The 24,523-nt window shown below is 65.5% G+C and carries 18 protein-coding genes and 3 pseudogenes; 13 read left to right on the forward strand and 8 right to left on the reverse strand.

From position 1 onward, the window contains the following. From IG54_RS0129270 to IG54_RS0129295, 5 genes and pseudogenes are all read left to right on the forward strand, one after another. A pseudogene (locus tag IG54_RS0129270) lies at positions 1-323 on the forward strand (RNA polymerase subunit sigma-24); the annotation flags it as partial. 562 nt (positions 324-885) lie between these two features. Then, a complete protein-coding gene (locus IG54_RS43155) occupies positions 886-1,038 on the forward strand; it encodes a hypothetical protein (RefSeq protein ID WP_234336383.1) in 153 nt (50 codons plus the stop codon). A 266-nt stretch (positions 1,039-1,304) separates the two neighbouring features. After that, positions 1,305-2,495: an IS110 family transposase gene (locus tag IG54_RS0129280; RefSeq protein ID WP_030791197.1), complete on the forward strand. Its 1,191-nt coding sequence runs from the start codon at positions 1,305-1,307 to the stop codon at positions 2,493-2,495. 743 nt (positions 2,496-3,238) lie between these two features. Beyond that, on the forward strand, positions 3,239-3,496 hold the full coding sequence (locus tag IG54_RS0129290; RefSeq protein WP_030791203.1) for a hypothetical protein: 258 nt from the start codon (positions 3,239-3,241) through the stop codon (positions 3,494-3,496). 8 nt (positions 3,497-3,504) lie between these two features. Next, the gene (locus tag IG54_RS0129295; RefSeq protein WP_037897955.1) at positions 3,505-3,873 is read left to right on the forward strand and encodes a hypothetical protein; all 369 of its coding nucleotides are present in this window, start codon (positions 3,505-3,507) and stop codon (positions 3,871-3,873) included. Between the two features lie 58 nt (positions 3,874-3,931). Here IG54_RS0129295 and IG54_RS0129300 read toward each other — a convergent pair whose 3' ends face one another. Beyond that, on the reverse strand, positions 3,932-4,312 hold the full coding sequence (locus IG54_RS0129300; protein WP_030791209.1) for a hypothetical protein: 381 nt from the start codon (positions 4,310-4,312) through the stop codon (positions 3,932-3,934). A 238-nt stretch (positions 4,313-4,550) separates the two neighbouring features. Between IG54_RS0129300 and IG54_RS42220 the strand changes: the two genes are divergently transcribed. Further along, positions 4,551-4,772 (forward strand): hypothetical protein, encoded by a 222-nt coding sequence (locus IG54_RS42220; RefSeq protein WP_158708942.1) that lies wholly within the window; start codon positions 4,551-4,553, stop codon positions 4,770-4,772. Between the two features lie 294 nt (positions 4,773-5,066). Here the strand turns inward: IG54_RS42220 and IG54_RS0129305 are convergent, their stop codons facing one another. Then, positions 5,067-5,528, reverse strand: coding sequence for a hypothetical protein (locus tag IG54_RS0129305; RefSeq protein ID WP_030791211.1), 462 nt, complete (start codon positions 5,526-5,528; stop codon positions 5,067-5,069). Between the two features lie 176 nt (positions 5,529-5,704). Between IG54_RS0129305 and tap the strand changes: the two are divergent. The 5 genes and pseudogenes from tap to IG54_RS42225 form a co-directional block, all read left to right on the forward strand. Then, positions 5,705-7,264, forward strand: a pseudogene (gene tap / locus IG54_RS38350) (telomere-associated protein Tap); the annotation flags it as partial. Position 7,265: 1 nt separating this feature from the next. After that, positions 7,266-7,697: pseudogene (gene tpg, locus IG54_RS0129315) on the forward strand (telomere-protecting terminal protein Tpg); the annotation flags it as partial. A 1,253-nt stretch (positions 7,698-8,950) separates the two neighbouring features. Continuing rightward, positions 8,951-9,442, forward strand: a complete 492-nt coding sequence (locus IG54_RS0129320; protein WP_030791223.1) for a hypothetical protein — start codon at positions 8,951-8,953, stop codon at positions 9,440-9,442. Positions 9,443-10,396: 954 nt separating this feature from the next. Beyond that, positions 10,397-10,651 (forward strand): DUF7660 family protein, encoded by a 255-nt coding sequence (locus IG54_RS0129335; RefSeq protein ID WP_030791225.1) that lies wholly within the window; start codon positions 10,397-10,399, stop codon positions 10,649-10,651. 305 nt (positions 10,652-10,956) lie between these two features. After that, entirely contained in the window at positions 10,957-11,103 is a 147-nt protein-coding gene (locus IG54_RS42225) for a hypothetical protein (protein WP_158708943.1), read from the forward strand. 222 nt (positions 11,104-11,325) lie between these two features. On the opposite strand, the gene IG54_RS40660 is transcribed toward IG54_RS42225, so the two are convergent. The 3 genes from IG54_RS40660 to IG54_RS43655 form a co-directional block, all read right to left on the reverse strand. Beyond that, positions 11,326-12,134 (reverse strand): IS5 family transposase gene (locus tag IG54_RS40660; protein ID WP_106977119.1). Its coding sequence is split into 2 segments (ribosomal slippage): positions 11,326-11,795 and positions 11,795-12,134, totalling 810 coding nucleotides; the frame shifts between segments, so codons are not numbered across the junction. Between the two features lie 235 nt (positions 12,135-12,369). Then, on the reverse strand, positions 12,370-12,672 hold the full coding sequence (locus IG54_RS43650) for a hypothetical protein (RefSeq protein ID WP_324615433.1): 303 nt from the start codon (positions 12,670-12,672) through the stop codon (positions 12,370-12,372). A 7-nt stretch (positions 12,673-12,679) separates the two neighbouring features. Then, a complete protein-coding gene (locus IG54_RS43655; protein WP_324615434.1) occupies positions 12,680-12,847 on the reverse strand; it encodes a hypothetical protein in 168 nt (55 codons plus the stop codon). A 374-nt stretch (positions 12,848-13,221) separates the two neighbouring features. Between IG54_RS43655 and IG54_RS40665 the strand changes: the two genes are divergently transcribed. Continuing rightward, the gene (locus IG54_RS40665; RefSeq protein ID WP_234336384.1) at positions 13,222-13,401 is read left to right on the forward strand and encodes a hypothetical protein; all 180 of its coding nucleotides are present in this window, start codon (positions 13,222-13,224) and stop codon (positions 13,399-13,401) included. Positions 13,402-13,689: 288 nt separating this feature from the next. Here IG54_RS40665 and IG54_RS0129365 read toward each other — a convergent pair whose 3' ends face one another. The 3 genes from IG54_RS0129365 to IG54_RS42230 form a co-directional block, all read right to left on the reverse strand. Continuing rightward, positions 13,690-15,903: a hypothetical protein gene (locus tag IG54_RS0129365; RefSeq protein WP_030791228.1), complete on the reverse strand. Its 2,214-nt coding sequence runs from the start codon at positions 15,901-15,903 to the stop codon at positions 13,690-13,692. Then, positions 15,900-16,592, reverse strand: coding sequence for an ABC transporter ATP-binding protein (locus tag IG54_RS0129370; RefSeq protein WP_324615435.1), 693 nt, complete (start codon positions 16,590-16,592; stop codon positions 15,900-15,902). The genes IG54_RS0129365 and IG54_RS0129370 overlap by 4 nt, the downstream gene beginning before the upstream one ends. A gap of 115 nt (positions 16,593-16,707) precedes the next feature. Continuing rightward, positions 16,708-17,064, reverse strand: coding sequence for a hypothetical protein (locus IG54_RS42230; protein WP_051820115.1), 357 nt, complete (start codon positions 17,062-17,064; stop codon positions 16,708-16,710). A gap of 2,050 nt (positions 17,065-19,114) precedes the next feature. Between IG54_RS42230 and IG54_RS0129380 the strand changes: the two genes are divergently transcribed. Continuing rightward, the gene (locus IG54_RS0129380) at positions 19,115-24,334 is read left to right on the forward strand and encodes a putative adhesin (protein ID WP_158708944.1); all 5,220 of its coding nucleotides are present in this window, start codon (positions 19,115-19,117) and stop codon (positions 24,332-24,334) included. Positions 24,335-24,523: the final 189 nt, after the last annotated feature.

The following is a 24,523-nucleotide window of genomic DNA, read 5'->3' on the forward strand; positions in this document are numbered from 1 at the left end:
TGCAGGAGCTTGTGGAGGTCATGGCGCCGGACGTGGTCCTGATCGCCGATGGTGGCGGGCTTGCGGCCGCCGCTCTGGCTCCGATCCACGGGGTCGAGCTCGTGGCCAAGGTGCTCGCGCGCACGAACCGGGTGGAAGCGGCCCCGCTCGCGACGACGGCCGTGTGGCTCAACGGCGCACCTGCCGGCCGGATCGAGATCAACGGCGAGCTGGCCACAGCGGTGAGCCTCGTAGTGGAGAACGGGCAGATCACCCGGGTCTACTTGGTAAGAAACCCGCAGAAGCTGACGAGACTGGACGAACCAGCTCGACTCACCAGGTAAGCCGGCTGCTGCTCTGGTGTCGTGAGTGTTCCGGGCGAAACCGCCCGGAACACTCACCACCACAAACCGGGCCAGAACCCGACAGCGGCCAGGACCAAGGATCCAAAACGGACACGGGATGGGCCCACGATCCGACACAGATGCGCACCTGACCCTCGAAAGGGCTACCACCTGAGATGCGTGAGACTCCGCCCAGCCAGGTCAAACCGGACGCACGAGTCCTGACGGACCAGATCACCCGAGACGCCAGCCGAGTCGGCCCAGATCACGTGAGACGGGGACGGGGACCATGTCGCCTGAGACGGGACATCGCCGGGGCCCGCGAGTGGCGAGGCGGCTGTTGTCCCGCGCCAGTGAACCTTGACCGTTTGCCATCGAACCTTGACGGACGCGAGTTAGTGTCAGCGAAGGCTGAGTACCCGCAGGCCAAGGAGACGCGACGCGATGTCCGAGCCCATCCCCGACAATTCTGCGCTGTTCTCGCTGCGGTGACCTGCCGGAGCCGCTCCTCTGCCTCGGCCACAAGCCCGACGGCACGCCCGCCACCGATACACCCCCTGCGATGCCCGCGCTCGAAGCCGAACTCGGCCTCGCCGAGGACGCACGCCGCCAAGCCACCGGTGCCGTGCTCACCGACGCCCAGGCCGCCGCGCTGCTGCGTGCCATGGCCGACGACCCCGAACTGGGCGCCGACGACGGGAAACACAGGCGCTGACGAAGCATCCTGAACACCAGACGATGCCGATCAAACTTCCCTACGTTGTCAGCGGGACAGGGCGAGCCCTTCGTATGGTTCACCCACCCAGGGGCGTCGGGTGTGGCTTTCAAACTTCTGCCGCTTGTGGCTTCCATCGATTGGCCGTCCGACGCCCCACGACGACTCGGCTGCCGATTAGGAATTGCGAATGATCGCTCCGTAGGGAATCGACAGCGAAGTCGTCCGTCGGGAGGCACCCAGCACACCCACCGCACGGAGGCACCATGGCCGCGATCTGGGCCGGCATCGACGCAGGCAAGACCCACCACCACTGCGTCGCGATCGACGAGAGCGGCCGCCGGCTGCTGTCACGGCGCGTCGCCAATGACGAGCCCGAACTTCTCGAACTCCTCACCGACGTCCTGGGCCTGAGCGACGAGGTGACCTGGGGCATCGACCTGGCCGACGGCGGAGCCGCCCTGGCCATCGCGATCCTCATCAACCACGACCAGCCGGTCCACTACCTCTCCGGCCGGGCAATCCACCGCGCCTCCGAGAGCTACCGCGGCGAAGGCAAGACCGACGCCAAGGACGCCGCTGTCATCGCCGACCAGGTCCGCATCCGCCGCGATCTGCGCCCCTTACGCCCTGGCGACGAGACGGTCATCGACCTCAAGATCCTCACAGGCCGGCGCATAGACCTGGTCGCCGACCGCACCCGCACCGTCAACCGGCTCAGGGCCCAGCTGACCGGCATCTTCCCCGGCCTGGAACGGGCCCTGGACCTCACCAACAAGGGCCCGCTGACACTGCTGACCGGCTATCAGGCCCCCGCGGCCATCCGTCGGCTCGGCGCCAAGCGTCTGGAGACCTGGCTGCGGAACCGCAAGGTCCTGCGCGCCGGCCGGCTCGCCGAGGCCGCGGTCGAGGCGGCCGAGCGCCAGCACACCAGCCTGCCCGGGGAGAAGCTCACCGCGCAGATGGTGCACACGTTGGCGAAGGAGGTGATGGCCCTCAATGATCAGGTCGCTGAACTGGACAAGCTCATCGAGGCCCGGTTTCGGGACCACCGCCACTTCGACGTGATCACCAGCATGCCCGGCCTCAGCATCATCCTCGGCGCCGAGTTCCTGGCCGCCACCGGCGGCGACATGGCCGTCTTCGGCAGCCCGGACCGCCTCGCTGGTTTCGGCGGAGTGGCACCGGTCCCGCGCGACTCCGGCAATATCAGCGGTACCCTCCGACGTCCTCAGCGATACAACCGACGGCTCCAGCGCGTCCTCTACACCTCCGCGCTGTTCAGCATCCGACGGAACGACGAGTCCCGCCGGTTCTACGACCGCAAACGTGCCGAGGGCAAGCGCCACACGCAAGCCGTCCTCGCCCTCGCACGCCGCCGCGTCAACGTCCTCTGGGCCCTCCTACGCGACGGACGGTGTTACGAGCTCGTACCGCCGGCGCCGCTTGCAGCGTGATGTCCCTGTGTTGCTGTTGATCTGCACCAAGAACACGGTCGACTGACTGGCATGTCTGAGGGAGGATCTGCTGGTCGGCCTCTGACGGCGAGGAGTTCGGTGATCACTCGAGGCGTGAAAGTCGCGGCGCGATGCGAAGACTGCGGTGGCGTGCTGATACACGACGTTGGCCAGTACCTCGATGGTGGACAGTTGTGGTGGGGCACCGAAGGAGCATGTGAGACCTGCCCCAATGGGTGGTGCGAGCAGGACACAGGCGGAGCGACTCCCGAGGAGATCCGGCAGGCTCTGCTGGCAGAGCACGGGCCTGCCCGACTTCACCTTGCGGACGACGAACCCAGCCTCGTCCCCATCCTGCGAGTCCTACGCGAGACTCTCCATCTGCCCTTGGGCCAGGCACGCACGATGGCGAGCGACCTCAAGGAGACCGGCCTGGTTGGCACTTTGGTTGAGATGGAACTCATTGCTGCTGGGCTGCTACGCCGATCTGTGGCTACAACCATCGAGACACGCGATGCACAGGCCGACTGAGTCCCCGCGCATCCGCCGACACGTAACCGGAACGGCTTGACAAACAGCATTAGGAATCGATGGCAAACAGTCAGGGTTCACTGGCACGGGACAGCTGTCCTGTGCTTCTGTCGCTCGGCCTACGAATCAGCCGCGCACAACGAGCGGAACCTCGGGCCCATCCCCTAGCATGGGTACGGGTACGGGTACGTACCCTGGGAGGGAGCATGATGATGTCTGACGCCAATGTCCGCATTCCCGAGGAGGCCCGCGACCGGCTCGCGGCCCTGGCTGCGGCGGAGGGCATGTCGCTGCGCGCCTACCTGTCCCGGCTCGCTGAGACCCTGCTTACCCCGGACGAGCGTGCCGCGCGGGCCGAGCAGGCACGGGCCGCGCTGAAGGAGTGGAACGGCTACGCGCCCACCCGCGCTGAGGAGCAGGACCTCGACAGTGAGCTGGACCGCCGCCTGGCCCAGGCGACCGCCCGGTGAGCGACGCCATGCACATCGTCCTGGACGACACCGCGATGGCCGCGGCCGGTCAGGGCAACGTTCTCGCCTCCCGCCTCATCCACCGCGCGCACGCCCAGGCCGGCTGGTACCTGTACGCCCCCGCGTGTGCGCTCGTGGAAGCCGACCGTGCCCGGCCGGGCACGGCGGAGCACCTTGCCGCGCTGCCGGGTGTCACCGTGCTCGAGCTGGACCTCCCGGCAGCCTTGGCCGTGGCCCGGCACGGCACCTGGGCGGCGGCACACTGCCAGTACGCAGCCCAGCCGACTCCGGACCGCCCCGATGGGGCGGTCATCGTCACCACGGCGCCCGACCGGTGGTTGGGTGAGCCGGTCCGCGTCCTCGACCTGAGCCCCTGAGCCCCAAGCCGGATTACCCGTCGTCTCCGAGGTGGGCTCTGGGCCGCAGGCATGCAGCTCAGTGCGCAGGCTTGTACGGCGGCCCGGACTTGATCTCGGCGCACAGCCGCAGGAGCCGGACGGCGAACCTTTGCCCCTCGGGGCTGTCGGCGACGCGGTACGGCTCCAGGACCGCGGCGCAGCGCACGGCTGTGGCCGCCCATCGGGTGTCCGTGGCGTCCATACTGGCGACGTCGGGACCGGCCACGCGCAGACCCTCGCGTACCGCCCGGGTCACCGCACTGGCCACAGGGGCGGGGCCATCGAATCCGGGGGCCGTCTCGATGGTCGTGAGCACAAGGTCGGCGCTGTGCCGCTCGCTGTCCCGGGGGATCCACCGGCCCGTGACCAGGTCCCCGCGCAGGTCCTCCAACATCCTCACCAGATCGTCTATCTGCATGGCTGCGACTACCTGGCTATCCGGAGCCCGTCGCCAACTCCCGGCACCGTGACGGGGTTCAGCGGTCGCTGGGACGGATGACGATATCTACGCCGCCTACAGGCCCACCATCAAGACGACCTATCCACCTGGGTGGAGGGAACTCAGGCCCACGGGGGGCAACCTGTTCATACTGCCTCCGCGCTGGGACAAGGCCAGCTACCTGCCGAACCGCAGCAAGGGAGCAGCGATCTTCAGCGTGTCGACCGCTCTCGTTTACAGCACCAAAGCCAGCGCTCCGGAAAAGGATGGGGCGAACCACATCAAGCTGGGTTACGCCAACCCGGGCAGAACGAAGCCTCCGTTCAGCCGAAAGCACCTGCCGGAAAAAAAGGCGGATGAACCTTTGACCCGCCTCTACAAGGACGCGGCACAACGAAGGGAAAACCGGAACACCGCTATCTACAACTGCCGTAAATAGTACGGGGATAACTACTCAGATGGCGGAAGGAAAGAATGCGATGAGTTCCCGTTCGATACGACCTACCAGGGAGCGGCAGAATGGAGATGCAACTCGCAGGCTGACCGTTACAATTTCACCGTCAAGGCACTCCCCAGGGAGGCGAACGGCGCCGGCGGAACCCTTTTGCGCGACTACTACGACCTGAACCGAATGATTGATGGGCCGGATGACGGCTTCCTCATGAAGATCACATCCTGAAGCCCAGCAGGCCGGGGTCGGGGCGGCAGAGCGCCCCACCTCGGCCGGCCGCCCTTAAGCCTGGGGCCAGAACTGGAAGACGTAGCGCTCCACCACATCATCAGGAACCCCTTGCCGGGCCCGCTCGGCCACCTCCGCCCGCCCCTTGCAGGCCACACGGACAGCCCAAGTGCAAGCCCGACCCGAGAGTTGGATGGGCTCTGGCATCGGTCCGCCGGCGACACCGCCGACTTCAAGCTGCCCGGAGGTCGAAAAAATCTCCGTCAGCGCGGTCTCCTCCCACTCACCTGAAGGCGCCGATGGCTCCGCGTCCCACACCTCAATGGTCAGACCCGCAGTATGGGTGTGCCCACCGCTTGTGATGTCCAGCCGGCCTGGCCGCGCATACAGAAACGGTCCTGCCTTCCACCCTTCGGGAAAAGGAACAGGGACTTGGCTGTCGTCCCAGTCCTGTAGGTAAAGACCGTAGAAGTCGACCTCGACGGGCACCTCTTCACAGCTGATCATCTCGGCCATCCCATCCCCTCCGCACGGCTACGGGCAACATACCGGGAGCACTGGGGCACTGGGCTGAATGGGCACTCGGCGGGCCCCCGACGGGCCAAATCTCCTCCCTGCCCCGGAGACGAGTTCGGCGAGCAGCGCCTACTACTCGTAGCTGCCAGTGCCGATCAAGCGATCCCTGCCCTTAGCGGGAGACCAAGCTCGGGCAGCCGAAGCTGTCCGGCCCGGGAAGGCCGGCCGACCCGCTGCTCGTGCTCACCGAGGCCGCGTGCGAGCGCTACGGCCTTCCCGTCGCGCTCACGGAGGAGGAGAAGCACGCCGGGCGGATCCCGGAGGGCCACAAGGTCATCAGGCAGCTGACCCGCGCCGACTGGAAGCTGACCAAGCGCGGCTTCGGACCGTGGGCTCGGATCTACCGCCCCGCCAAGGGCTCGGACCGCCAGTGCGTGCAGCTGTGCATCCCCTCGTGGAACGCACTGGACCCCCGGTTCTGGGGCGACGCCGCCCAGCTCCCGCCGGCGGAGCTCGCTCGCGTCCTGGGCGTGTACGCGTCCCGGGTGATGACGCCGCGGGGCTCCACCGCCGTCACCGGCCTGGAGCTGAAGACCGCGCTGCACCCGCCGACCCACGCCGTACGCGATGAGGAGACCGGCGTCCTGCGGCAGGCCGAGACCAAGACACCCGGCTCGCTGGGCAGTGACCCGGTGGACTGCACGCCGTGCGAGGGCCCCGACGGGCACCCAGTGCTCAACGCATTGGACTTGCCGCGCTTCCACGTGCGCGGCCCGGCGGAAAAGCTGTTCGAGGAGGCGTACGACTGGCACGGCCGATGACCGATGCCGAGTGCACCCTGCGCTACCTGGTCGGCCTGGACGTGAACATGGCCTTCGCCACCGGCGCGAACGGGCTGAACGTCGGCCTCGGCGAGCCGACCCACGTGAAGAACCCCCCGTTCGACGCGAAGCTGCCCGGCTCGTGGCTAGTCGACCTGTCCCACGTCGACCTGTCGAAGGTGAAGGCCGGCAAGGAGTGGGTGGAGCTGGACGGCGCGCTGCTGCCTTCCCCGTTCACGCCGAAGCGACCGACCGACGGGACCGGTCTGGTAAGCGACGCCCACCGTCGCCTATGCCCAGGAGTTCGGCTACGACGTCGCGCCGATCGAGGCGTGGGTGCGGGACGAGAACGGCCGCTACCTGGACGGCTGGTACCAGCGGCTGCGTGATGCCTACCTGGCCACGATGGCCGACCTCGGCGTCGACGCCGACCTCGCACCGGCCGACTTCCTTGCCGCGATGGACGGTTACAAGGACCGCGATCCGGAGCTGACGATCGTCATCTCGGCGATCAAGGCGACGGTCAAGGGCGGCCTGGGCAAGCTGCGCGAGCGGCCCCGCGGCGAGGGCTGGCGGCCGGGCGAGCGGTGGCGGGCCCTGGAGCTCCCGACGTGGCGGCCGGACATCCGGGCGGCGGTCATCTCCCGCACCCGGATCAACCTGCACCGGAAGATCGTCAAGCACGCGGCGTTCACCGGGCAGTACCCTATCGCCATCCTGTCGGACTGCGTCGTCTACGCGGCCAACGGGCCCTCGCCGCTGGACTTCCTGCCCTACCGGGACGGAAAGCCGCTGCCCGGCGGCTTCAAGCTCGGCATCAACCCCGGCCTGGTCAAGCACGAGGGCACCCAGACCGTCCTGTGGGGCGAAGAGGTCCGCGAGCGGTTCGACGCGCCGGAACTCAACCTCGCCCGGTCAGATGCTGCGAGTCTCCCAGCGCACCGTCGAGCGGTACGTCAAGGGCCAGATCAAAAAGCCCCGCCCGGACCTCGCCGCGCGCATAGACCGCGAGGTGAAGAAGCGCTGGCAGCCCCAGATCCGGGCCAAGGCCAAGGCGAAGGCCGCGAGCACGGGAGGCATCGTCATCGACACCCGCGCCCGCATGGGCTACACCGCACCGATCGGGTCCACGGACCAGGACCGCATCCGGCACCTGACCATCGCCCTGCCGCCCGTCTACGCCGCCCGCCTCTTCGACGCCCAGGAGGCCGGCGCCAGCGACGCCCAGCTCCAGGAGATCGCCGCCGAAGCGCTCAAGAAGGTGTACTTCCAGGACGGCGGCCGCCGCGCCGGCTCCCTGGAGGAGGTCCGGTTCACGGACATCGAGCATCTCGAGTTCGAGTTGTAAAAGCCGTACCCCGAGCAGCCAGCGAGCCCCAGTGTGACTGAGCGATTCAGATGGCGAGTGAGCGCGACACTTGGCGAGCGGAGCGCGCTCAGTTCTCAGTCCGTTCCCGTCAGCCATTTGACGTGCTCACCGAAGCCTTCCTCGTCAGCGACCCGGGGACCGCGCCTGTACGAGCAGACGACGCAATGCCCGATGGCCACCCGGCCCCACGTGTCCATGCCCTGGCGCAAAAGGTCTCGTGACCACACACCGGGCACTCCTCGACGTCGTGGCGTCAGGATTGTGCCTGGGGTGGTACTCGTTGGGATTGTCGGCCGACTCCGCACGGCGCTCAGCTTCTCAGGGAGCTCGGAGCGCCGGGAAAGCATGGCAGAGCGCCCGGCGACCTGTGCGTCACCTGATCTGAGGGAAGCGTCAACTCTCGGAGCTGTCGGCACAGCGGCTGTTCACCCGGGCGCTCCCGATGTGCACCCGGTGGCGTTGGATGGGTCGCTCGTGATGACCGAATCTCCCTGAAACCGGCCAGCCGGATTTCCCAGGCAGTGTCTCCGGTGCGCGCATCTGGAGGGAGAGCTGCCGGCGCAGCGGCGTGGGCTCCGCACGCTGTGCATCACACCGCCTGCTGCATGGAGGGGCTCTCACCGGGAGAAACTCGCTCGCACCCGGGCGCAGATCGAACGGGCTGGAGCCCACCGCTACACCTGGTGTTGGGAAGGCATTTTCACGTCACGTTAAATATGGAATGCCTTGAGTCAGTTTCGCCATTCCTCTTTCGTTCATGTGCGGCCGCGTCTAGGTTGCGTGTTGGACACGACATCCATTGGAGGCGGTATGCATTTAGGCAGGGCACTCGGGGTATCTTTAGCTCTCGCGGCCGCCGCGACAGCTATAACTTATACGCCGGCGCAAGCAGATGATCGCCGTCAGTACTGGGTCGACACCTACGAGTGGGATCCCGGACTGAGACGCTACGATTTCCTTGACGCGTACCCGTGCGCCGACTATGAACAAGCATTCCCTCGGTGGCCGATCAACATGATCGACAACTCGGGTTGCGACCGCCGCGTCTGGGTCCACAAGAACGTCGACAAAAGGGGAGACGAGTACTGCATCAAGCCGGGCCAGATAGCTTTTGGAATCCGGAAGATCGAACATCCCGCCTGGATTGTAGTGGGAGCAAAGAAGACCTGCCCGGCGGGCACCGGCCCCTGAGGTCCGAGCCGCCGGTTTGCCGAGCCCAAGAGCGAGAGGTCATGTACCTTCACTACCAATACGCCGAAACGGTCTCCGCCGAGGTGGCCCTCCATACACAGGACGTAGAAAATTTCGGCGCCGAGCCCAGAACGCTCCCGCGGCACATAACTACCTTTAGCGTAGATTGGATCAACTCGGTGTCGTGGGATTTGACGGGTAGCGGCTCGGACTGCGTCTGGGTGGAAGCCTTCTTTCCTTCCGGGGCTCAATTCGCCGACACTGTCGCACTTGGCCTGCCAGCAAGCAGGGAGATTCGGTACCGCGCTTCCGTTTCGCGTGAAATGGAGTTTCCGGCACTGACACGTTCTTTCGTGTCAGTCGTGGGGACGCACGAGATCGACCGCGCCCTTATCGCGGGAGATGTCGTGGGCACGGTCACCAGTTCGCGCATAAATGATTTGCGAATCAAAATGACACTGCTGACCCCCGAGGGGGATCACCTCCGCACTGAATTTCTCGGTGCGGAGGTAGTTATGGATCCTGCTGACTGACAGGACCTGTATCGCTGCTCGTCCTGCCTGCGCCACATTCGCTCGCTGCGCCTGAGCCGGTCGCCGCCTACGTCACCGCACCGGGCACGAGCCTTGGCTGAAGCGATCTCCGGGCAGGCGTTTCGGACGGTTTCCAGCTGGGCGACGTCCAAGGGGCTGAGCGTCTCCGCGGACCGCATGATCCATGAGGTGATGTCGCGAGGGCTGGGTGTCACTGCCCGGACGGGGATCGCGACACCTTCCTCATGGCCGCCACGTAGCGGTTTACGACGTGGCACCCACCGGTGAAGCCGAGGGCAAACACCTCGCGATAGAGCTGCATCGAACTGGTGCAGCGGCGGCTTTCCCCACTCGGCTTGAGGCGATCACAGATCGTCTGCACGACCGGTGGCCTGCATGCGCCAGGCTGCGCTGACCTCAGCGAGCACACGGCGAGCAGCCTCGCGGCCATCAGGGGGCGGGGCAGGCACCCTCGGACCGGCAAGATCAAGCCCGGTGAGTGACCGGACGGGGACTACAGCCCAGCTTCCTCGGTGCACCACTGCGACGTGTCCTTCCACCCGAGCTTGCTTGTCCTGCCAGTCATCTGGTGGTGCCATAAGGATTTGAAGGGCTTGCTCGTCAAGCCACTCCAATCCCAGTACCTGCTGGCCGATCTCGTGTGAACGGAGCTATCCATGACGGCTCGGACGCCGTGATCACGCCTGACACGGTCGAGATCATCGCAGAGCAAGATCACTTACGGGACACCCCTTAGCTCGCCGACAGAGAGATGGTGATCGAAAACGGTTTGCGTACAGGGGCTGCGGATGGATAGACGTAGCGCCCAAGCCCCTGCCACGAAGGTGGGGGCATGACAGCAAGGGAAAAGGCGAGCCGGTGCCTCCACAGAGCCATGCGCTTGAGTCCCCTCAAGGCACAAATCGCGTGTGTCCCCCGGTCAGGGGAAGGTAGTTGGACCTCTTCGAGATGGCGCAGGATGTAGACAGTCGAGAGGCCCTGGCCAGGTTTCTCCAGGAAGCTGTTGCAGACCTGTCTGACAATCAGTCGGCCTGGGAGAACGTGACACTGGCAGACTTCCTGGAGGCCTGGGGCGCCTGGCTGCAAGCCATGCCTCAGGGGTGCACCAACCGGGGCGAGCCCGTACCGGACAGCCCAAGCTGGAACTTGGTGGCCCAGATGGTCATGGCGGGCCGCATCTACGAGTGACATGGCCTCGCGGGCCGGCACTGGTGGAGGCCGCGATGGATGCGCTCACAGGGTCGGCCGGGCCAGCTTCAACGCCCTCGACGCTGATGCACCGCAGGGTCCGCAACGAAGAACCCGGCTCATGATCCACGCGTGAGGTCGAGCCAATTCCCGATCAAGAGATCCCACTGAGGCACTCAGCGGCCGCCCCTCATCGTCGGCGCACTCACCCATGGCGCCTCTCCCAAACGGCCCCGGCTGAAGAAAGCGAGAAGCCGCCCCGCGCCCCGGCGGAGGAGGAGCAGAGCGGGAAACTGCTCGCTCTGATGGCAGCGCTCGAGGAGTCCGTGCAAAAGGCGAAGGCCGGCCGCGGTGAGCCCGGCGAGGACGCCACCGTGCACGAGATGCCGAAGAAACGGGCCGCGAAGAAGACCGCAGCCAAGAAGGCGCCGGCGCGGAAGCGAGGGGCCTAAGAGTGTGCCGAGCGCCATTTCCGCTCAGCGCGCCCTCACGAACGCCGGCGGCACGCCCGGTTCGCCGCCGCGGTCGCGGCCTGTCCCATTCCCGCATCGTCGCCGTGCACGACTGATGGTGACCGGTGAGGTCCCGTGCCCGGTGGTGGGGCGAGCACCGACAAGGTCAAGCGGCGAGAGACGCCAGGGCGGCGTGCATCGGACAATGCCTAACTGACCGTTTCAAAATGAGGTTCGTAGTCGTCGCAAACAGATGATGCTGCAGGCGAGTTGGAGAAGGCCCAGGTGAAGGTCGGCGCGCCTCTCGTAGCGGATGCGGAGGCGTTTGAACTGGTGCAGCCATGCGAAGGTCCGCTCGACAACCCAGCGAGTCTTGCCCAGGCCCGAGCCGTGCAGTGCGCCCTTGCGGGCGATCTTGGGGGTGATGCCGCGGGCGCGCACCAGGCGACGGTAGTGGTCGTAGTCGTAGCCGCGGTCTGCGAACAGCCGCACCGGTCGGTGTCGCGGCCGCCCGCGCACCCCGCGGATGCGGGGTATCGCGTCCAGCAGCGGCATCAACTGAGTGACGTCGTGACGGTTTGCCCCGGTCAGTGAGATGACCAACGGGGTGCCGTGCCGGTCGACGATCAGGTGGTGCTTGCTGCCGGGCCGGGTCCGGTCGACCGGCGAAGGTCCGGTGTGATCCCCCCTTTGAGAGCCCGGACATGTGAGCCATCGACCGCGGTGTCATCCATGTCCAGCAGGCCGGCGGCCCGCAGCTCGGCCAGCAGAACCTGGTGCAACTCCGGCCAGATACCGGCCTCGGTCCAGTCCCGCAGCCGTCGCCAGGCCGTCACCCCACTGCAGCCGATCTGGTCGGCCGGCACGTCGCGCCAGCTCACGCCTTTGCACAGCACGTAGGCAATGCCCCGCAACGCAGCCCGGTCATCAACTGGCAACCGCCCCGGATACCGACGCCGCCGAGGCGGACGAGCAGGTAACAGCGGCGCCACACGTTCCCACAGGTCATCAGGCACAAGTTCAGCAGCCACCCAACAGAGCCTGCCGACACAACACCCAACAGCCAAGCCCTAGAACGAACGTCATTTTGAAACGGTCAGTTAGGGGAGTACAGACTGGTGAGTCTGCCTGCCGCGCCTGGTGAGTTATCTGCACTGAGTCAGGTGGCAAGCGCGGCTCCAGCGAGTCATGAGCTCCCGGCACACCGGGAAGCCGTGGGCCTGTCCGCGGGCCCCGAGCCCTGCGGGCAGCCGCCTCCCGCTCACCTCATGCGCTGTCGGTGTTCTCAGGCGCCTTCACGTAGTCGACGTCCTGGTGCCCGCACCCCTGGGCGGGGTCCCGAAGCGTGGCGGTCTCAGCCTTGTTGGCGCTTAGCGACCACCGCAGCTTGGTCGCTGTCCACTCGGCCACGTAGGTGCAGCGGGCGTCGGCGAGCGGTGGCAACCGCTGGGCCGGATCTTGGTCGGCCTTGGAGCGGTTGCTCTTTGCGGTGACCGCGACCAGCGACGTCTCGGCGTCGAGGTCGTTGGCGTAGGGCCCTGCGACGGTCGGGACCCCACTGGGAGGCACCGGAGTCTCAGGCCTCGGCGAGCGGGACCATGTGGTCGATGTCCAGGCCCTTCGGGGCGGTGAGTGTCTCCCCGTCGTAGTACGAGTACCAAGACCCCCCGGTGACCCTGCACCTGCCCTCGATGTTGGGCTTGGTGCGGGACTCGGAGATGAGCACCTCGGCGAGGCGCTGCACCGGTCACCGTTCTCATCGATCCAGTGCCGGAAGCTGGTGCGCTCGTAGCCGGCGCGGGGCTCTGCGGCACGCGGGAGCGTGTCGATGGCCTCCGCCAGCGACAGGTGGTAGGGCCCGGGAGCGGCCGACGCGGGCGCGGCGGCGAGGGCGGGCAGGGCAAGGAAGGCGACGGCGAGGCCGCCCAGCCAAGTCCTGATCACGTATTGGTGATAGCTGGTCCAGGCCCGGTAGTTCGGAAGAAGTGCACTACCGCCACCCGCCTGGTGGATCAGTCGTTCGCCATCACCGGTGACCTGCCAGTCGATGGCCCACGTCGAGGTAGCAGTCAGGGTGAACTTGCCGCCCGGCGCCTTCGCCGAGGTTTTGGTAAAGCGGTGGCCACAGGGCGGCGAATCCTGCGTGCCGGGGCAGCACGACGACGTACTTCCTACGCAAGGGCCGGTGTCACCGTGCGGCTCGGCGAAGGCGGCTTCAGCCCGCACGACCCCAAGCACGGCAACTTCGACGCCTACCCGTGGCAGGCAGCTATCGATGCCCTGCCCACGGTCGAGTAAGCACTGGAGCTGGCTGCGTACGTCGACGAACCGAGGCTCGGTCCCAGACGGGGAGACGACGCGCCACGAGCGTCCTTCGTCGCTCCGATCATGCGACGGGTCCGTCTGACGAAGAGCGTGCCGACTAGCTCTGCCATCTGCGGTTGCACATATGCGTGAAATCGGCTCTGACGGAAACCACCGCTTGTTCGATCACGCCACCCCGCACAACGAGAACTGAACCGCCACGCTCATGTACGGAGCAGGTCTGGAGCGCGACCGAGACAGTGGCGGGCCCAGCGCACGCTCTCAGCCGACAGCTGGTTTCCATCTATGAGCCGCTCTGCTGGCCACATGCCATCCCCCCACACACAGCAGCACAGAACTGGCGCCAGCTCCGGCTGCCAGTGCGAGGTACAGGCTATCCGCGACCGGTTGACGTCCCCCCACAGTGATCGGCGCAGTCAGCCATAGCGAGATGACACTTCCCGCTACAGCTGCCAGCAGCGCGGGGAAGAGCAGACTCCACCCCAGCACCGAACCGTAGACCCTGCTGCCTGCCGTCAATACCGTCAGCGGTGCGAGCTCCCGGCCAAAGCGCAAGAACTCCGCCAGCACGCTGAAGCCTATGGCCAGGGTGGTCAGGCACGCACCAAGGAGTCCGAGCAGCCGTACCCACGAAGCGGATGTGGTCAGGTCTGTGGCACCCAGGAGCCAGCCGTTGCCCAGTGGTTCAGCGGTGGCACGCATTCCCAGGTGGGTGCGAGCCTTCTCGCGGAGGTCAGGTAGGGAGAGATTGCGTCCTGAGCGTGAGAGAGCGATCAGTGACAGTGACTCGTCAATCTTCGCCTTCGCCCCGGCGACATCTCCGATCTCTGAGTGGACTTCGACATCGGTTCCCCCGAGTGTCCAGCGAAGGAATTCCGTGACCCGGGGATCACGGGGCTGGGGATTTGGCCCGTCATGCTGCTTCCCGCAAGGCAAGTGGACAGTTTGCAGGCCAGCGCAGCTTCCTGTCAGGGTGACGGCGCCTGGGCCAGCTTTGCCAGGGAGCGCCTGGCGTACGAGGAGCAGGGCAACATCCTTGGGCAGAGAATCGGAGAACTCCTTCACCCGCCGCGGATTTTCGGCGTATGGGGAGATACTCAACAGCGAGGTGCCAATCCGGTCCTGGGTCGTCATGGCATTCGCGGCATTCTCGCTCAGCAGCCCAGTCCAGAGCTGAGATTGAGCCACGAGACCGATCATGATGACCAAGGAGGCGACGAAGCGCGCGGTCACTCTAGTCTGGGCTGCCATTCTGCGTCCTGCGATCAGCATCCCTGGTCGTCCCAGCCGACTGCCCAGGTGGGCGATCCATCCGCCTGCACTCCCGGTCACCGCAGCGATGACAGCAGGGAGGGTAATCAGGACGCCCACTACGCCCAGCGCGTATACCGGCAAGCGCAGGTCATCGCTGGCCAGCTCAGAGCCGCGTGCGGCGATGAGCATCGCGAACGGGAACATCCAAGGGAGCCAAGCTCGTTGCCGTTGGAATCGTGAGGCGGGCCTGGTGGTCGCGTTTTGCCGCGGACGGCGTGGGTGAAAAAGGACGGATGCCGCCAACACCAAAATGAGTGCGGCAAGTCCCGCGCCGACAAGCCAGGGGGCCATGCGACGGGCATCCGTGGCGCTGAGCGTGAAGTCGACAAGCGGGAAGGGCACATCGGTGAGGAAGGTGGGGATGAGCGCCGCCAGCGCAGCTGCGCTGCCGAGGGCAGCGGGAACTGCTACCTCGCCCACGGTGAACACGGCCCGGGAGACGGAGCTTGCGCCCAGCGCTTCGAAGAGTGCCAGCCTGCGTGTCCGGGCCGCGGAGCCCGTGCGGACGCTGGCGACCACCAGCGCTGCGGCGGGCAGCAGAGCGAATCCGGCCAGCCCCGCGGCGAACACCGAAAGTTTGGGGAGAGACATGCTTTCGCCCAGCGCCGTCATACCACCGCTCGGCATCCCGAAGGCTCTGATGGGGTACATCTGCTGGCGGTCGAGAAGCTTGGCGCGCGGCCGTACGTAGGCGAAGCGTTCGGCGGGTGCCTGGAGACCCTCCCGCGTGATAGTTCCAGCGAGTTTGCCGTACCGAGAACGAATGCCCTCGTGCTGCCCTGCTTCCAGCAGGGCAGGGGACAGCACGGCCTGGCCGGGGGCAGGCCATCGGGACAGCCCAGGCGGCAGCGGAGCATCCTTGGAGAGAGGCTCGAGATAGACCACCGTGTGCTGGCGACCGTCGATGTCATCGGATCCCCAGGCCCACAGCGCCACAGCCGCACCGCTCTCAGTGCCTTGGAGTAGCTGAGGGGCACGGGCAGCGCCCCTCATGTCGCGCCCCTCGTAGGTGCCCTGGGCGAGGGCGAACCCGCTGAAGGCAAGCGCCAGCAGACCAGAGGCCAGGAAGATGCCCCAGAACCGCAGTCGGCCTGCCTCCGCGCTGAACATGGCGCCGCGTCCGGCCCGCAGGAGCTGCAAGAGCAGACCATGGTGCTTCATGATGACGCCCCTGTACCAGCCGGCTCAAACGTGCGCGCAGGTATCAGGCAGCCGTCGGTCAGCAGGAGGCGCCGCTGGGCGCGAGCTGCGACGTCTGGGTCGTGGGTGACAACGACCAATCCGCATTGCCAGCGCTCGGGCAGCGCGTACAGCAGATCGGCAACGGTCTCACGGGCAGCCGAGTCCAGTGCTCCGGTCGGCTCGTCAGCCAGGATCAGCGATGGCCGGTTGACCAACGCCCGTGCCACCGCGACACGTTGCCGCTCGCCCCCGGAAAGGGAGCCTGTGTCGGCCCCTTTCGTCGGCACTGCCAGTTCGGCCAGGAGCTCCTCCGCACGGGCAAACGCCTCAGCGCGCGACATGCTGGCCAGCAGTCCCGCGATGGCGACGTTCTCCAACGGTGCGAGTTCAGGCAGGAGTTCACCCGCCTGGAAGACCATGCCCACCGATTCCCGCCGATGCCGCAGTAGCCGGCGCCCGGAGAGCTGGTCCATCCGCTGGCCACACACCACCACCCCACCAGCGTCCGGCTTCACCAGTCCCAGGCAGCACATCAGCAGGGTCGACTTGCCGCATCCGCTCGGGCCGGAAATCGAAACGGACTGCCCGGAACGCACCACGAGGTCGACAGACTTGAGAACCTCCCGATTCCCGACGCGGTACCGCAGGCCGGATACCTTCAGGACCACCGAATCCAACACCCTCAACGCCCTGCCCTCAAAGTTCGCCTGGTCCTCACACAGTGCCGCCGCCGTTGTGGAACCCCATGGGCGGGGCTCCACAACGACATTACGGTTTGTCGCTTCAGTCAGAGCCGGGAATAGTGCCATCCGTCCAGGACGTGCAGTCATCAGGCCATGAGTTGATGTACTCGCACGCCTTGATCTTCAGGATGTAGGATCCGGGCTTGCTTGAATTCTTGTACCCGTACCCGCGCTTCTCCCAGATGGTGCGGAGATCGCCCGAGCTGTACAGTCGATAATACTCGATCTTTACCGGGTGGCCATCCTTTTTGGTGTCCTTAATATTGGCGACAGTCGTGCTCTTGGACGTGTAGGCGTACGCCCCGTCGGTTTGAATGCCGTACGCGAATGCTGGAGCAGAAGCGGACAGCGCCGCCACCGCCACGACAGAAGCGCCGATCTTCTTGAAATTCCCCACCTTGAAACTCCCCTTTTTTCTTTATCTTTGTTCCCGCGACAAACTGTAGAGTATCGCTTTGCGCAATCCAACTCGATTGACGTAAATAAGGGTTAACCCCTGCGAGAAGCTTCGGTCGAATACCTGGCAAACCGTGCGACTTCGACGCCTTCGCGCGGTCCATGGTTTGCGCACGCCGCTCCAGCCGGGGCACCGGCTTCTGAAGCGCCGCCGCCCTAAACTGCCGTTGCGTCCGCCCCCGCCGCTGTGGTCGACCGACACGCGGATCAGCCAGCCGTCGCCGCGGCCACCGGCAGCACCAGGACAGCAATCAGCACCTGCGTGCGCGCAGGCGCAGCGGCCAGCACAACCCCACCCCCACGAAAGACACACAACTTGGAGTTGGCTGTGCGCGAGTTGTGACGGATCTTGATGTAGGCGCCACCTAGAGAGCAAGTGCTCAGATGTGCTTTGCCCGTTTCGCGGAGTAATATCCCCCACGATCTTTACCTGGTCGTGACCGCACGCTCGCAGTGGGTAGAACCGCTGCGAGAGACTCACGGGCGCGTCGCAGCTGGCCGATTCCATATCCGAGGGCACATGTGGCACACGCCCGGCGAAGCAGCGGAACGCTGCCTCAGGGGGCAGGGTCGGTGCCGAGCCTGCTCTCACCGCGGCACCATGACGAACGACCCGCACTTCATCACGCCCATCAGGGCGACTCAGGCGCGTCGATCCGGCCCAGGCCAGCCGTCAGACCTGAACACACCTCGACAGGGAGGTGGTGCAAGTCTTCCGGTCCGCGCCTAGCCCGCCTCTGCCGCGGCGGGGCAGGCCACGCCGGCCAAGGTTCCAGCGGAGTGCTAGCTCATCGATGACGGTCAGCGTCATCTTGAAAGCGGCTCGTCGCCATACGTCAATTAAATTGCTCCTTCCGCACCGTTACACCGAAGCTACTAGGCGTCGACGAACAGCACATCATCTGCCCGGAAACCATGACGATGCCCTCCTTCCGCGCCAAGCCCGCGGCCGCCACCTCGTCGACCATGGTCGGCGCGCAAGGACGGTCTGACGGGTGTGCAGTTCCGTAGCGGCGTAGGCGTAGCGGCGATGCACCACGCCGGGTATCCAAACCGGCGCGAGGCTCCTGAGCACGGACAAGCCCCCTCGGGGCCTGAATCCGAACTGCTCACCAGCCGGAGCGTCCCTATACCGAGCTGTGCAGTGCCCGCCTGGACCGCGACCGATCGCACAGTCACCGCTTTTGCTCAAGGGAGATGTGGCGGATCATGCGAGGCCCGCACGTTTCGCCACTGTTGCAACCGGTTGATGCGCTGTAAGCGGCGTTGTGCTGCTTGCAGGGCTCACGGTTGAAGGCCGAGGCCGGTCGCCTCGGTGCAGTCGGTGACGTCGCGGCCTGCCGGTACGGGGATTACCGCACGGATCCAGCCATTCCGCACGTAGTCACGCAGCACATGCGACGTGTGAGGGCAGGGGCTTGCAACCTGGTTCACGATCCAGACGGCAAGGGAGTATTCAATGTCCGGCAGGCCAGGTCATCGCGCTCTGACGCCAACGTCGGGTCATGGATAGCGAACTATTCTACGGGGCGGACACTGGGAGCCCGCTGATTGGGCACACCGCCCAGGAAGTTCGACTTCCGTGAGGTCACCTGGTGCGACCAGTCAGTCACGAGAGGGTAAAGATCCTCGGGGGAATTTGCGACTGAAAGCGGACGAAGCGGATCTCTGTGGTTGATCTGTAGGTGGCCTGTGCATCAAGATTTCACATCTCGTGCACAGCCAACTATAAGTTGTGCGTATTCCATGGGGTGGGGTTTGTGCTGGCCGCTGTGTCTGCGCGCATGCGTGTCTTGATCGTTGTCCTAGTGCTATCTGTGGTCACAGGCGGCGGGTGGTTGGTCCGGGTGTCGGCGGACGACACCACTCAAGTCGCCAGTACACGTGATGGTGGGCCAGCTCCGGCAGCGCATCAGAAGCCGGTCACGCCCAAGGAACGGCGGGAGCAGACCAAGGACCGTGCCAGGCCGACGAAGTCACACGGTCTGCCGATGACGAAGAGCAAGCCCGCGACCGCCGCGCAACTTGAGCTGCTGAAAGCCAATCAGCAGGCGATGAAGCCCGGCGGCCCGAAGGTAAAGGGGCAGCCGGGCTCATCCGGTTCCGGTGTCCGGCCGGCTGCGTACGTGGATGCGCCGACTGCGCCTTCGTATTCCAGCGGTGCCCTGTACCAGTACACAACGGACCCGTTCGGCAACACCGCTGCCCAGCAGGGCGGCTGGTTGATGGCGCTGGGAAATCACATCGGGGCTGCGGTTCCGGGTGAGCCGTTGCAGCTTTCAGCGGCGATTTGGCAGGTCGGGGGCGCCGACGATGAGGTGCACCCGGTCAAGGTGACCTGGAAATTGGATGCGTACGGCTGTCGTCTGAACAAGGACGACAACAAGGTGTACGACTTCGGCCAGGTCGTTCAGGCGCCCACGATCAACACCGGCAGGACCTTTCCGGTCGTCAACGCCTCGATCACGTTGCCGACGACGGAGTGTGAGTACCCGGTTCCCAGGTACTTCATTCACGTCTGCACGACCGTGCTCGATGACCCCACGGACACTGAGGGGTGCGGTTCCTACAACGCGTTTGACATCCTTCCCGCTCTGCCTGACGGGGCGGCCTGCAGCGCGCTGTGCGGGGATGCCAGCGGCTCTGTCGGGACCACCGTGACGCGGGCAGACCCGGTGAGTACGGCGACAGGTGCGTTCACCGAGTCGTTCGTCGATGCCCAGGTCTCGGCTCCGGGTGTTCCGTTCACGGCCGGGCGCGTGTACTCCTCGGACAACACTGATACCGGCGCGCTGGGTAAGGGCTGGCAGCTGCCCTGGGAAACCAGACTCAAAGTCGAGGACGACGGCGATGTCGTGCTGACCGGCGAGGGCGGAGCGCGTACCGCCTATTCCAAGAAGTCTGGCGGCACCTTCAGTACCCCGGGGCAGGCGCGTTCGACACTGGCGGCGGACGGAAGTAACTACAAGCTGACCACAGCAGATCACCGGGTCTACACATTCAACGCATCCGGTCAGCTGACGTCGCTGAAGGACCGCGCAGGCCATGGTCTGGCCTTGTCCTACAGCGGCGGCCACCCCACCACCATCACGGACGCCGCCGGACGCGGCGTCAAACTCACCTACGCGGGAGACCGCCTCGACAAGGTAACGATGGCCGATGACCGGTTCGTCGACTACGACTACAGCGGCGACCAGTTGACCGATGTGAAGGCGCTGGACGGAGCCACTGAGCATTACGGCTACGACAACGGCCTGCTCCAGACGGTCACTGATGCCCGGAAGACGGTCGTCATCGTCAATGAGTACGACGAGCAAGGCCGGGTGAAGTCCCAGACCGATGCCCTGAAGAACACGACGTACTTCAAGTACTCCAAGAACGGCCAGTTCGACCAGGTCGACGTGACCGCACCGGACGGTGGCGTGTGGACCGACGTCTATTACAAGAACGTCCTGTTCACCCAGCTCGACCCGCTCAATAACAAGAGCTACTACCGCTACGACGAGCACTTCAACCGGACAAGCGCCGTCGACGCCGAGACCCGCGAGATCAAATGGGACTTCGACGCCTCTGGCCGTTTGAAGCGGCGCAGCTCCGGAGCTTCGGACGAGTCGTGGACGTACGACAAGAGCGGCAACGTCGCCAGTCATACGGACGGCGAGTACAACGAGACACTCTTCGGCTACACCGATGACCTGTTGACCTCGGTCACCGCCCCGCTCGGCCAGAAGACGACGTACGAGTACAACCCCACGACCAAGCTGCTGGAGAAGTCGACCACCGCGCGCCACAACCCCACCCTCTACGGCTATGACACCGCGGGAAACCTGACATCGGTCACCACGCCGGAGCACAACAAGAGCACCTACACCTACGACGGGTCCGGCAGGATCAAGACTGCTGTTGACCCGCGCGGCAACGCACCAGGAGCCGATCCGGCCAAGTACACGACCGCCTTCGAGTACTACCCCTCCGACCGCCTCAAGTCGGTCACCGACGCCCGTTCGAACACCACCGCCTACGAGTACGACGCGGCCGGCAACCTGCACAAGGTCACCGACGCCAAGAAGCGTGACACCGTCTACGGCTACGACGAAGCGGGCCACCTCACCACGGTCACCGACCCGGTAGGCAAGATCCGGAAAACCGGCTACGACAAGGTGGGCCGCGTCAACGCGGCCACCGATCGCACCGGCGGCACGACCACCTGGCTCTACGACAAGGCAGGCCGCCAGTCGCAGATGGTGACCGCACGCGGCAATGTCACCGGCGCCGACCCGATCAAGTACACCTGGAAGTACGGCTACGACAAGGTCGGAAACCGCACGACGGTCACCGATCCGCTCGGCAACACCAGTGCCTTCACCTGGGATGCCGACGACCGCCCCCTGTCGATCACCGACCCCCTGACCCACACACGGTCGGTCACCTACGACAGCAACGGCAGCATCCTCACCACCCGTGACGGCCTCAAGCGCGGCATGACGCTGACGTGGGACGACAACAACCGGCTGGCCACCTCCAAGACCTGGTCCGACAAGGTCACCAAGTACGAGTACGACGACGACAACAACCTGACCGCGGAAGTCACCCCGGAGCAGGAGCGCACTACCTACGGCTACGACGGTGACGGCCGACGCACCACGATGGTCGACCCACGGGGCAACGACACCGGGGCGGACCCGCTGAAGTACACGTGGACCTTCGGCTACGACGAAGCGGGCCACCCCACCTCGGTCACCGACCCACTAAAGAACGAGACGAAGACCGGCTACGACGCCATCGGCAACGTCACCTCGGTCACCGACGGCCGTAAGAAGCAGATGCTCTACGGCTACGACGAACTCAACCGGGTCAAGAAGATCACCGCCCCGGACACCGGAACCACCGACCTCACCTACAACACGGCTGGCTTCCTGGAAACCAGCATCGATGCCAAGACGCGCACCACGACCTACGGCTCCGACGCCGAGGGACGGCTGGAGTCGGTCAAGAATCCTCTTACACAGACCGTCGACTACGACTACGACGCAGAGGGCAACCGCACCAAGGTCACCAACGCCCGCCGCCAGACGATCACCACCACGATCGATGCCCGGCAACTGCCCACCAAGGTGACCTACTCCGACGGCACGCCCAGCCAGAGCTACGTCTACGATGCCGCCGGCCGTGTGCGAGAGGTCAGTGACGCGACCGGCAAGCGCACCCTGACCTACGACAACGACGACAAGATCGAAAGCATCACGGCGCCGGGTGAGGCCAAGCCGTTCACCTACGCGTGGAACACGGACGACACGCTCAAGTCCCGCACTTATCCCGACGGCCGGGCCACCAGCTACGGCTACGACACCGTTGGCCGCGTCACCTCCCAGACCACCGACGGCAAGGCCACCGGCTACGGCTACGACAAGGCCGGCAACCTCACCTCGGTCACCCTGCCCACCGCTACCGCCCGCACCGAGACCCGCACCTATGACACAGCCGGGCGACTGGCCTCGTTGACCACCCCCTCGGGCAGCAACACCTTCGGTTACGACGCCAACGGCCGACTGTCCAGGGACACACCCAAGGGCAAAAAGCCCACCCGGTACGGCTACGACGACGTCGGCCGCATGACGCGGACCTGCACGGACACCACCACCGAGTCCTGTCTGCCCGGAAAGACCGGCGAGACCTACACCTACGACACGGTCGGCAACCTCAAGACCGCACAGACCGCCGACGGCACGACGACCTACACCTACGACGACGCCGACCAGCTCAAGTCGACGGACACGGGCGCCACGACTACCAGCTACGGCTACGACGCCGACGGCAACCAGACCAAGGACGGCGCCAACACCTACGCCTACGACCCGCTCGGCAGGATCAAGTCCGCCACCATCGGCACCAGCGCCTACACCTTCAAGTACGACGCGGACGGCAACCGGACCGCCGCGAACAAGAACAACGCGCTGATCCGCACCTCACGCTGGGACATCAACAACCCGCTCCCGCAGATCGCCACCGACACCAACGGCTCCGGCGCCCTGCTCAGCGACTACCACTTCGACCCCGACGGCACCGCACGGTCGATGGACCGCCCGGACGGCAGCTTCTACTTCACCCAGGACCGCAAGAGCTCCGTCAGCACGGTCTTCGACGCCAAGGGCACCGACAACTACCGCTACACCTACGACGCCTGGGGCACCTCGGCAGGCAAGGCCACCATCACCGGCGGTCAGAGCAGCATCTACGGCTACACCGGCCAGTACAAAGACCAGTACCTCTCCGGCCGCCTCCTCCTGCGCGACCGCTCCTACGACTCCGATCAGCGCCGCTTCACCAGCCGCGACCCCATGCCCGCGGCCCTGGACAACCCCAACAAGTCGTCCTACAACTACGCCGACAACGACCCCGCCAACCTCTCCGACCCCTCCGGCAACTGCCCCTGGTGCATCGGCGCTGGCATCGGCGGCGTCATCGGCGGCGGCGTCTACGCCCTGACCCACCGCGACGACTTCGACTGGGGCGACTTCGCAGGCGCCACCGCCAAGGGCGCCGCTATTGGCGCCGGCGCCGGATACCTCGCCCCCGCAGGCGCCAGCTTCGCCAGCAGCCTCGGCCTCTCCGGGGGACGCGCCCTGGCCACCGCCGCCGTCACCGATGCCGCAATCGGCGCCGCGTACACCTACGCGGTCAACACCGCTCAGTGTCAGCCGACGTCCCCTGAAGATCTGCTCCTCGGAGGCGCCGGTGGTGCCTTCGGTAGTTTGGTTGGACCAGGAGTTCAATGGGCCAAGGGTTTGGGCGGAGCTCGGGGCGCCAGCCCGGTGGTTGGCAAGGGTGTCGGTTCCGAATATGCAAAGAGCGTCACCCAGCTTGGTCGGTCTGACAACTCAACTGTGATCACCGGACATGGGTATTACATCCTTGGTTCAGGGGATGCGATCGTTCCCCCTGGTACATGGGTTAAGTTCTACGTCGAAGATGGCAAGAAGCTCAAGGACTCGCTCGGTCTTCAAGTGGAGACCGGAGGAAAAATACCTGCGACTGACACGTATGGACCAGGGAAAAGTTTCCCGGACTACACTGTGGCACCGCCGTATAACCTCAGAATCAGCTCTAAGTCAATCAGCGTCAGCAAGCCCACGCGGCTGAGTGAAATTCTGGAGCCTAATATGGGTGCCTGCCATGTAACTATCTGCCGAGAGCATGCGAATCCGAGATGACGTATTACGAAGACTTGACTCCGTATTCATATTCAGAGACTGAGGAAAAGTATCTGAACGTTGGATGGCTTTCGCCGGAGCATGCATACGTGCAGGGGGACCCGTCGGATAACCTCATTGAGTCACTCAAGGAGCTGGCTAGAAGTCCTTGTAACGTCTTCCGTGGAATCCACTTCTGTGAGCTCTGTC

Origin of the sequence: Streptomyces sp. NRRL S-920 (assembly GCF_000717945.1) — a bacterium.
Taxonomy (GTDB): Bacteria; Actinomycetota; Actinomycetes; order Streptomycetales; family Streptomycetaceae; genus Streptomyces; species Streptomyces alboniger.

What these genes read in the sequence shown, in the direction of transcription:
- IG54_RS43155 (WP_234336383.1), top strand. Translation starts at nt 886, where the DNA reads ATGCCCGCGCTCGAAGCCGAACTCGGCCTCGCCGAGGACGCACGCCGC.
- IG54_RS0129280 (WP_030791197.1), top strand. Translation starts at nt 1,305, where the DNA reads ATGGCCGCGATCTGGGCCGGCATCGACGCAGGCAAGACCCACCACCAC.
- IG54_RS0129290 (WP_030791203.1), top strand. Translation starts at nt 3,239, where the DNA reads ATGTCTGACGCCAATGTCCGCATTCCCGAGGAGGCCCGCGACCGGCTC.
- IG54_RS0129295 (WP_037897955.1), top strand. Translation starts at nt 3,505, where the DNA reads ATGCACATCGTCCTGGACGACACCGCGATGGCCGCGGCCGGTCAGGGC.
- IG54_RS0129300 (WP_030791209.1), bottom strand. Translation starts at nt 4,312, where the DNA reads ATGCAGATAGACGATCTGGTGAGGATGTTGGAGGACCTGCGCGGGGAC.
- IG54_RS0129305 (WP_030791211.1), bottom strand. Translation starts at nt 5,528, where the DNA reads ATGGCCGAGATGATCAGCTGTGAAGAGGTGCCCGTCGAGGTCGACTTC.
- IG54_RS0129320 (WP_030791223.1), top strand. Translation starts at nt 8,951, where the DNA reads ATGTACCTTCACTACCAATACGCCGAAACGGTCTCCGCCGAGGTGGCC.
- IG54_RS42225 (WP_158708943.1), top strand. Translation starts at nt 10,957, where the DNA reads ATGGCAGCGCTCGAGGAGTCCGTGCAAAAGGCGAAGGCCGGCCGCGGT.
- IG54_RS0129365 (WP_030791228.1), bottom strand. Translation starts at nt 15,903, where the DNA reads ATGAAGCACCATGGTCTGCTCTTGCAGCTCCTGCGGGCCGGACGCGGC.
- IG54_RS0129380 (WP_158708944.1), top strand. Translation starts at nt 19,115, where the DNA reads ATGACGAAGAGCAAGCCCGCGACCGCCGCGCAACTTGAGCTGCTGAAA.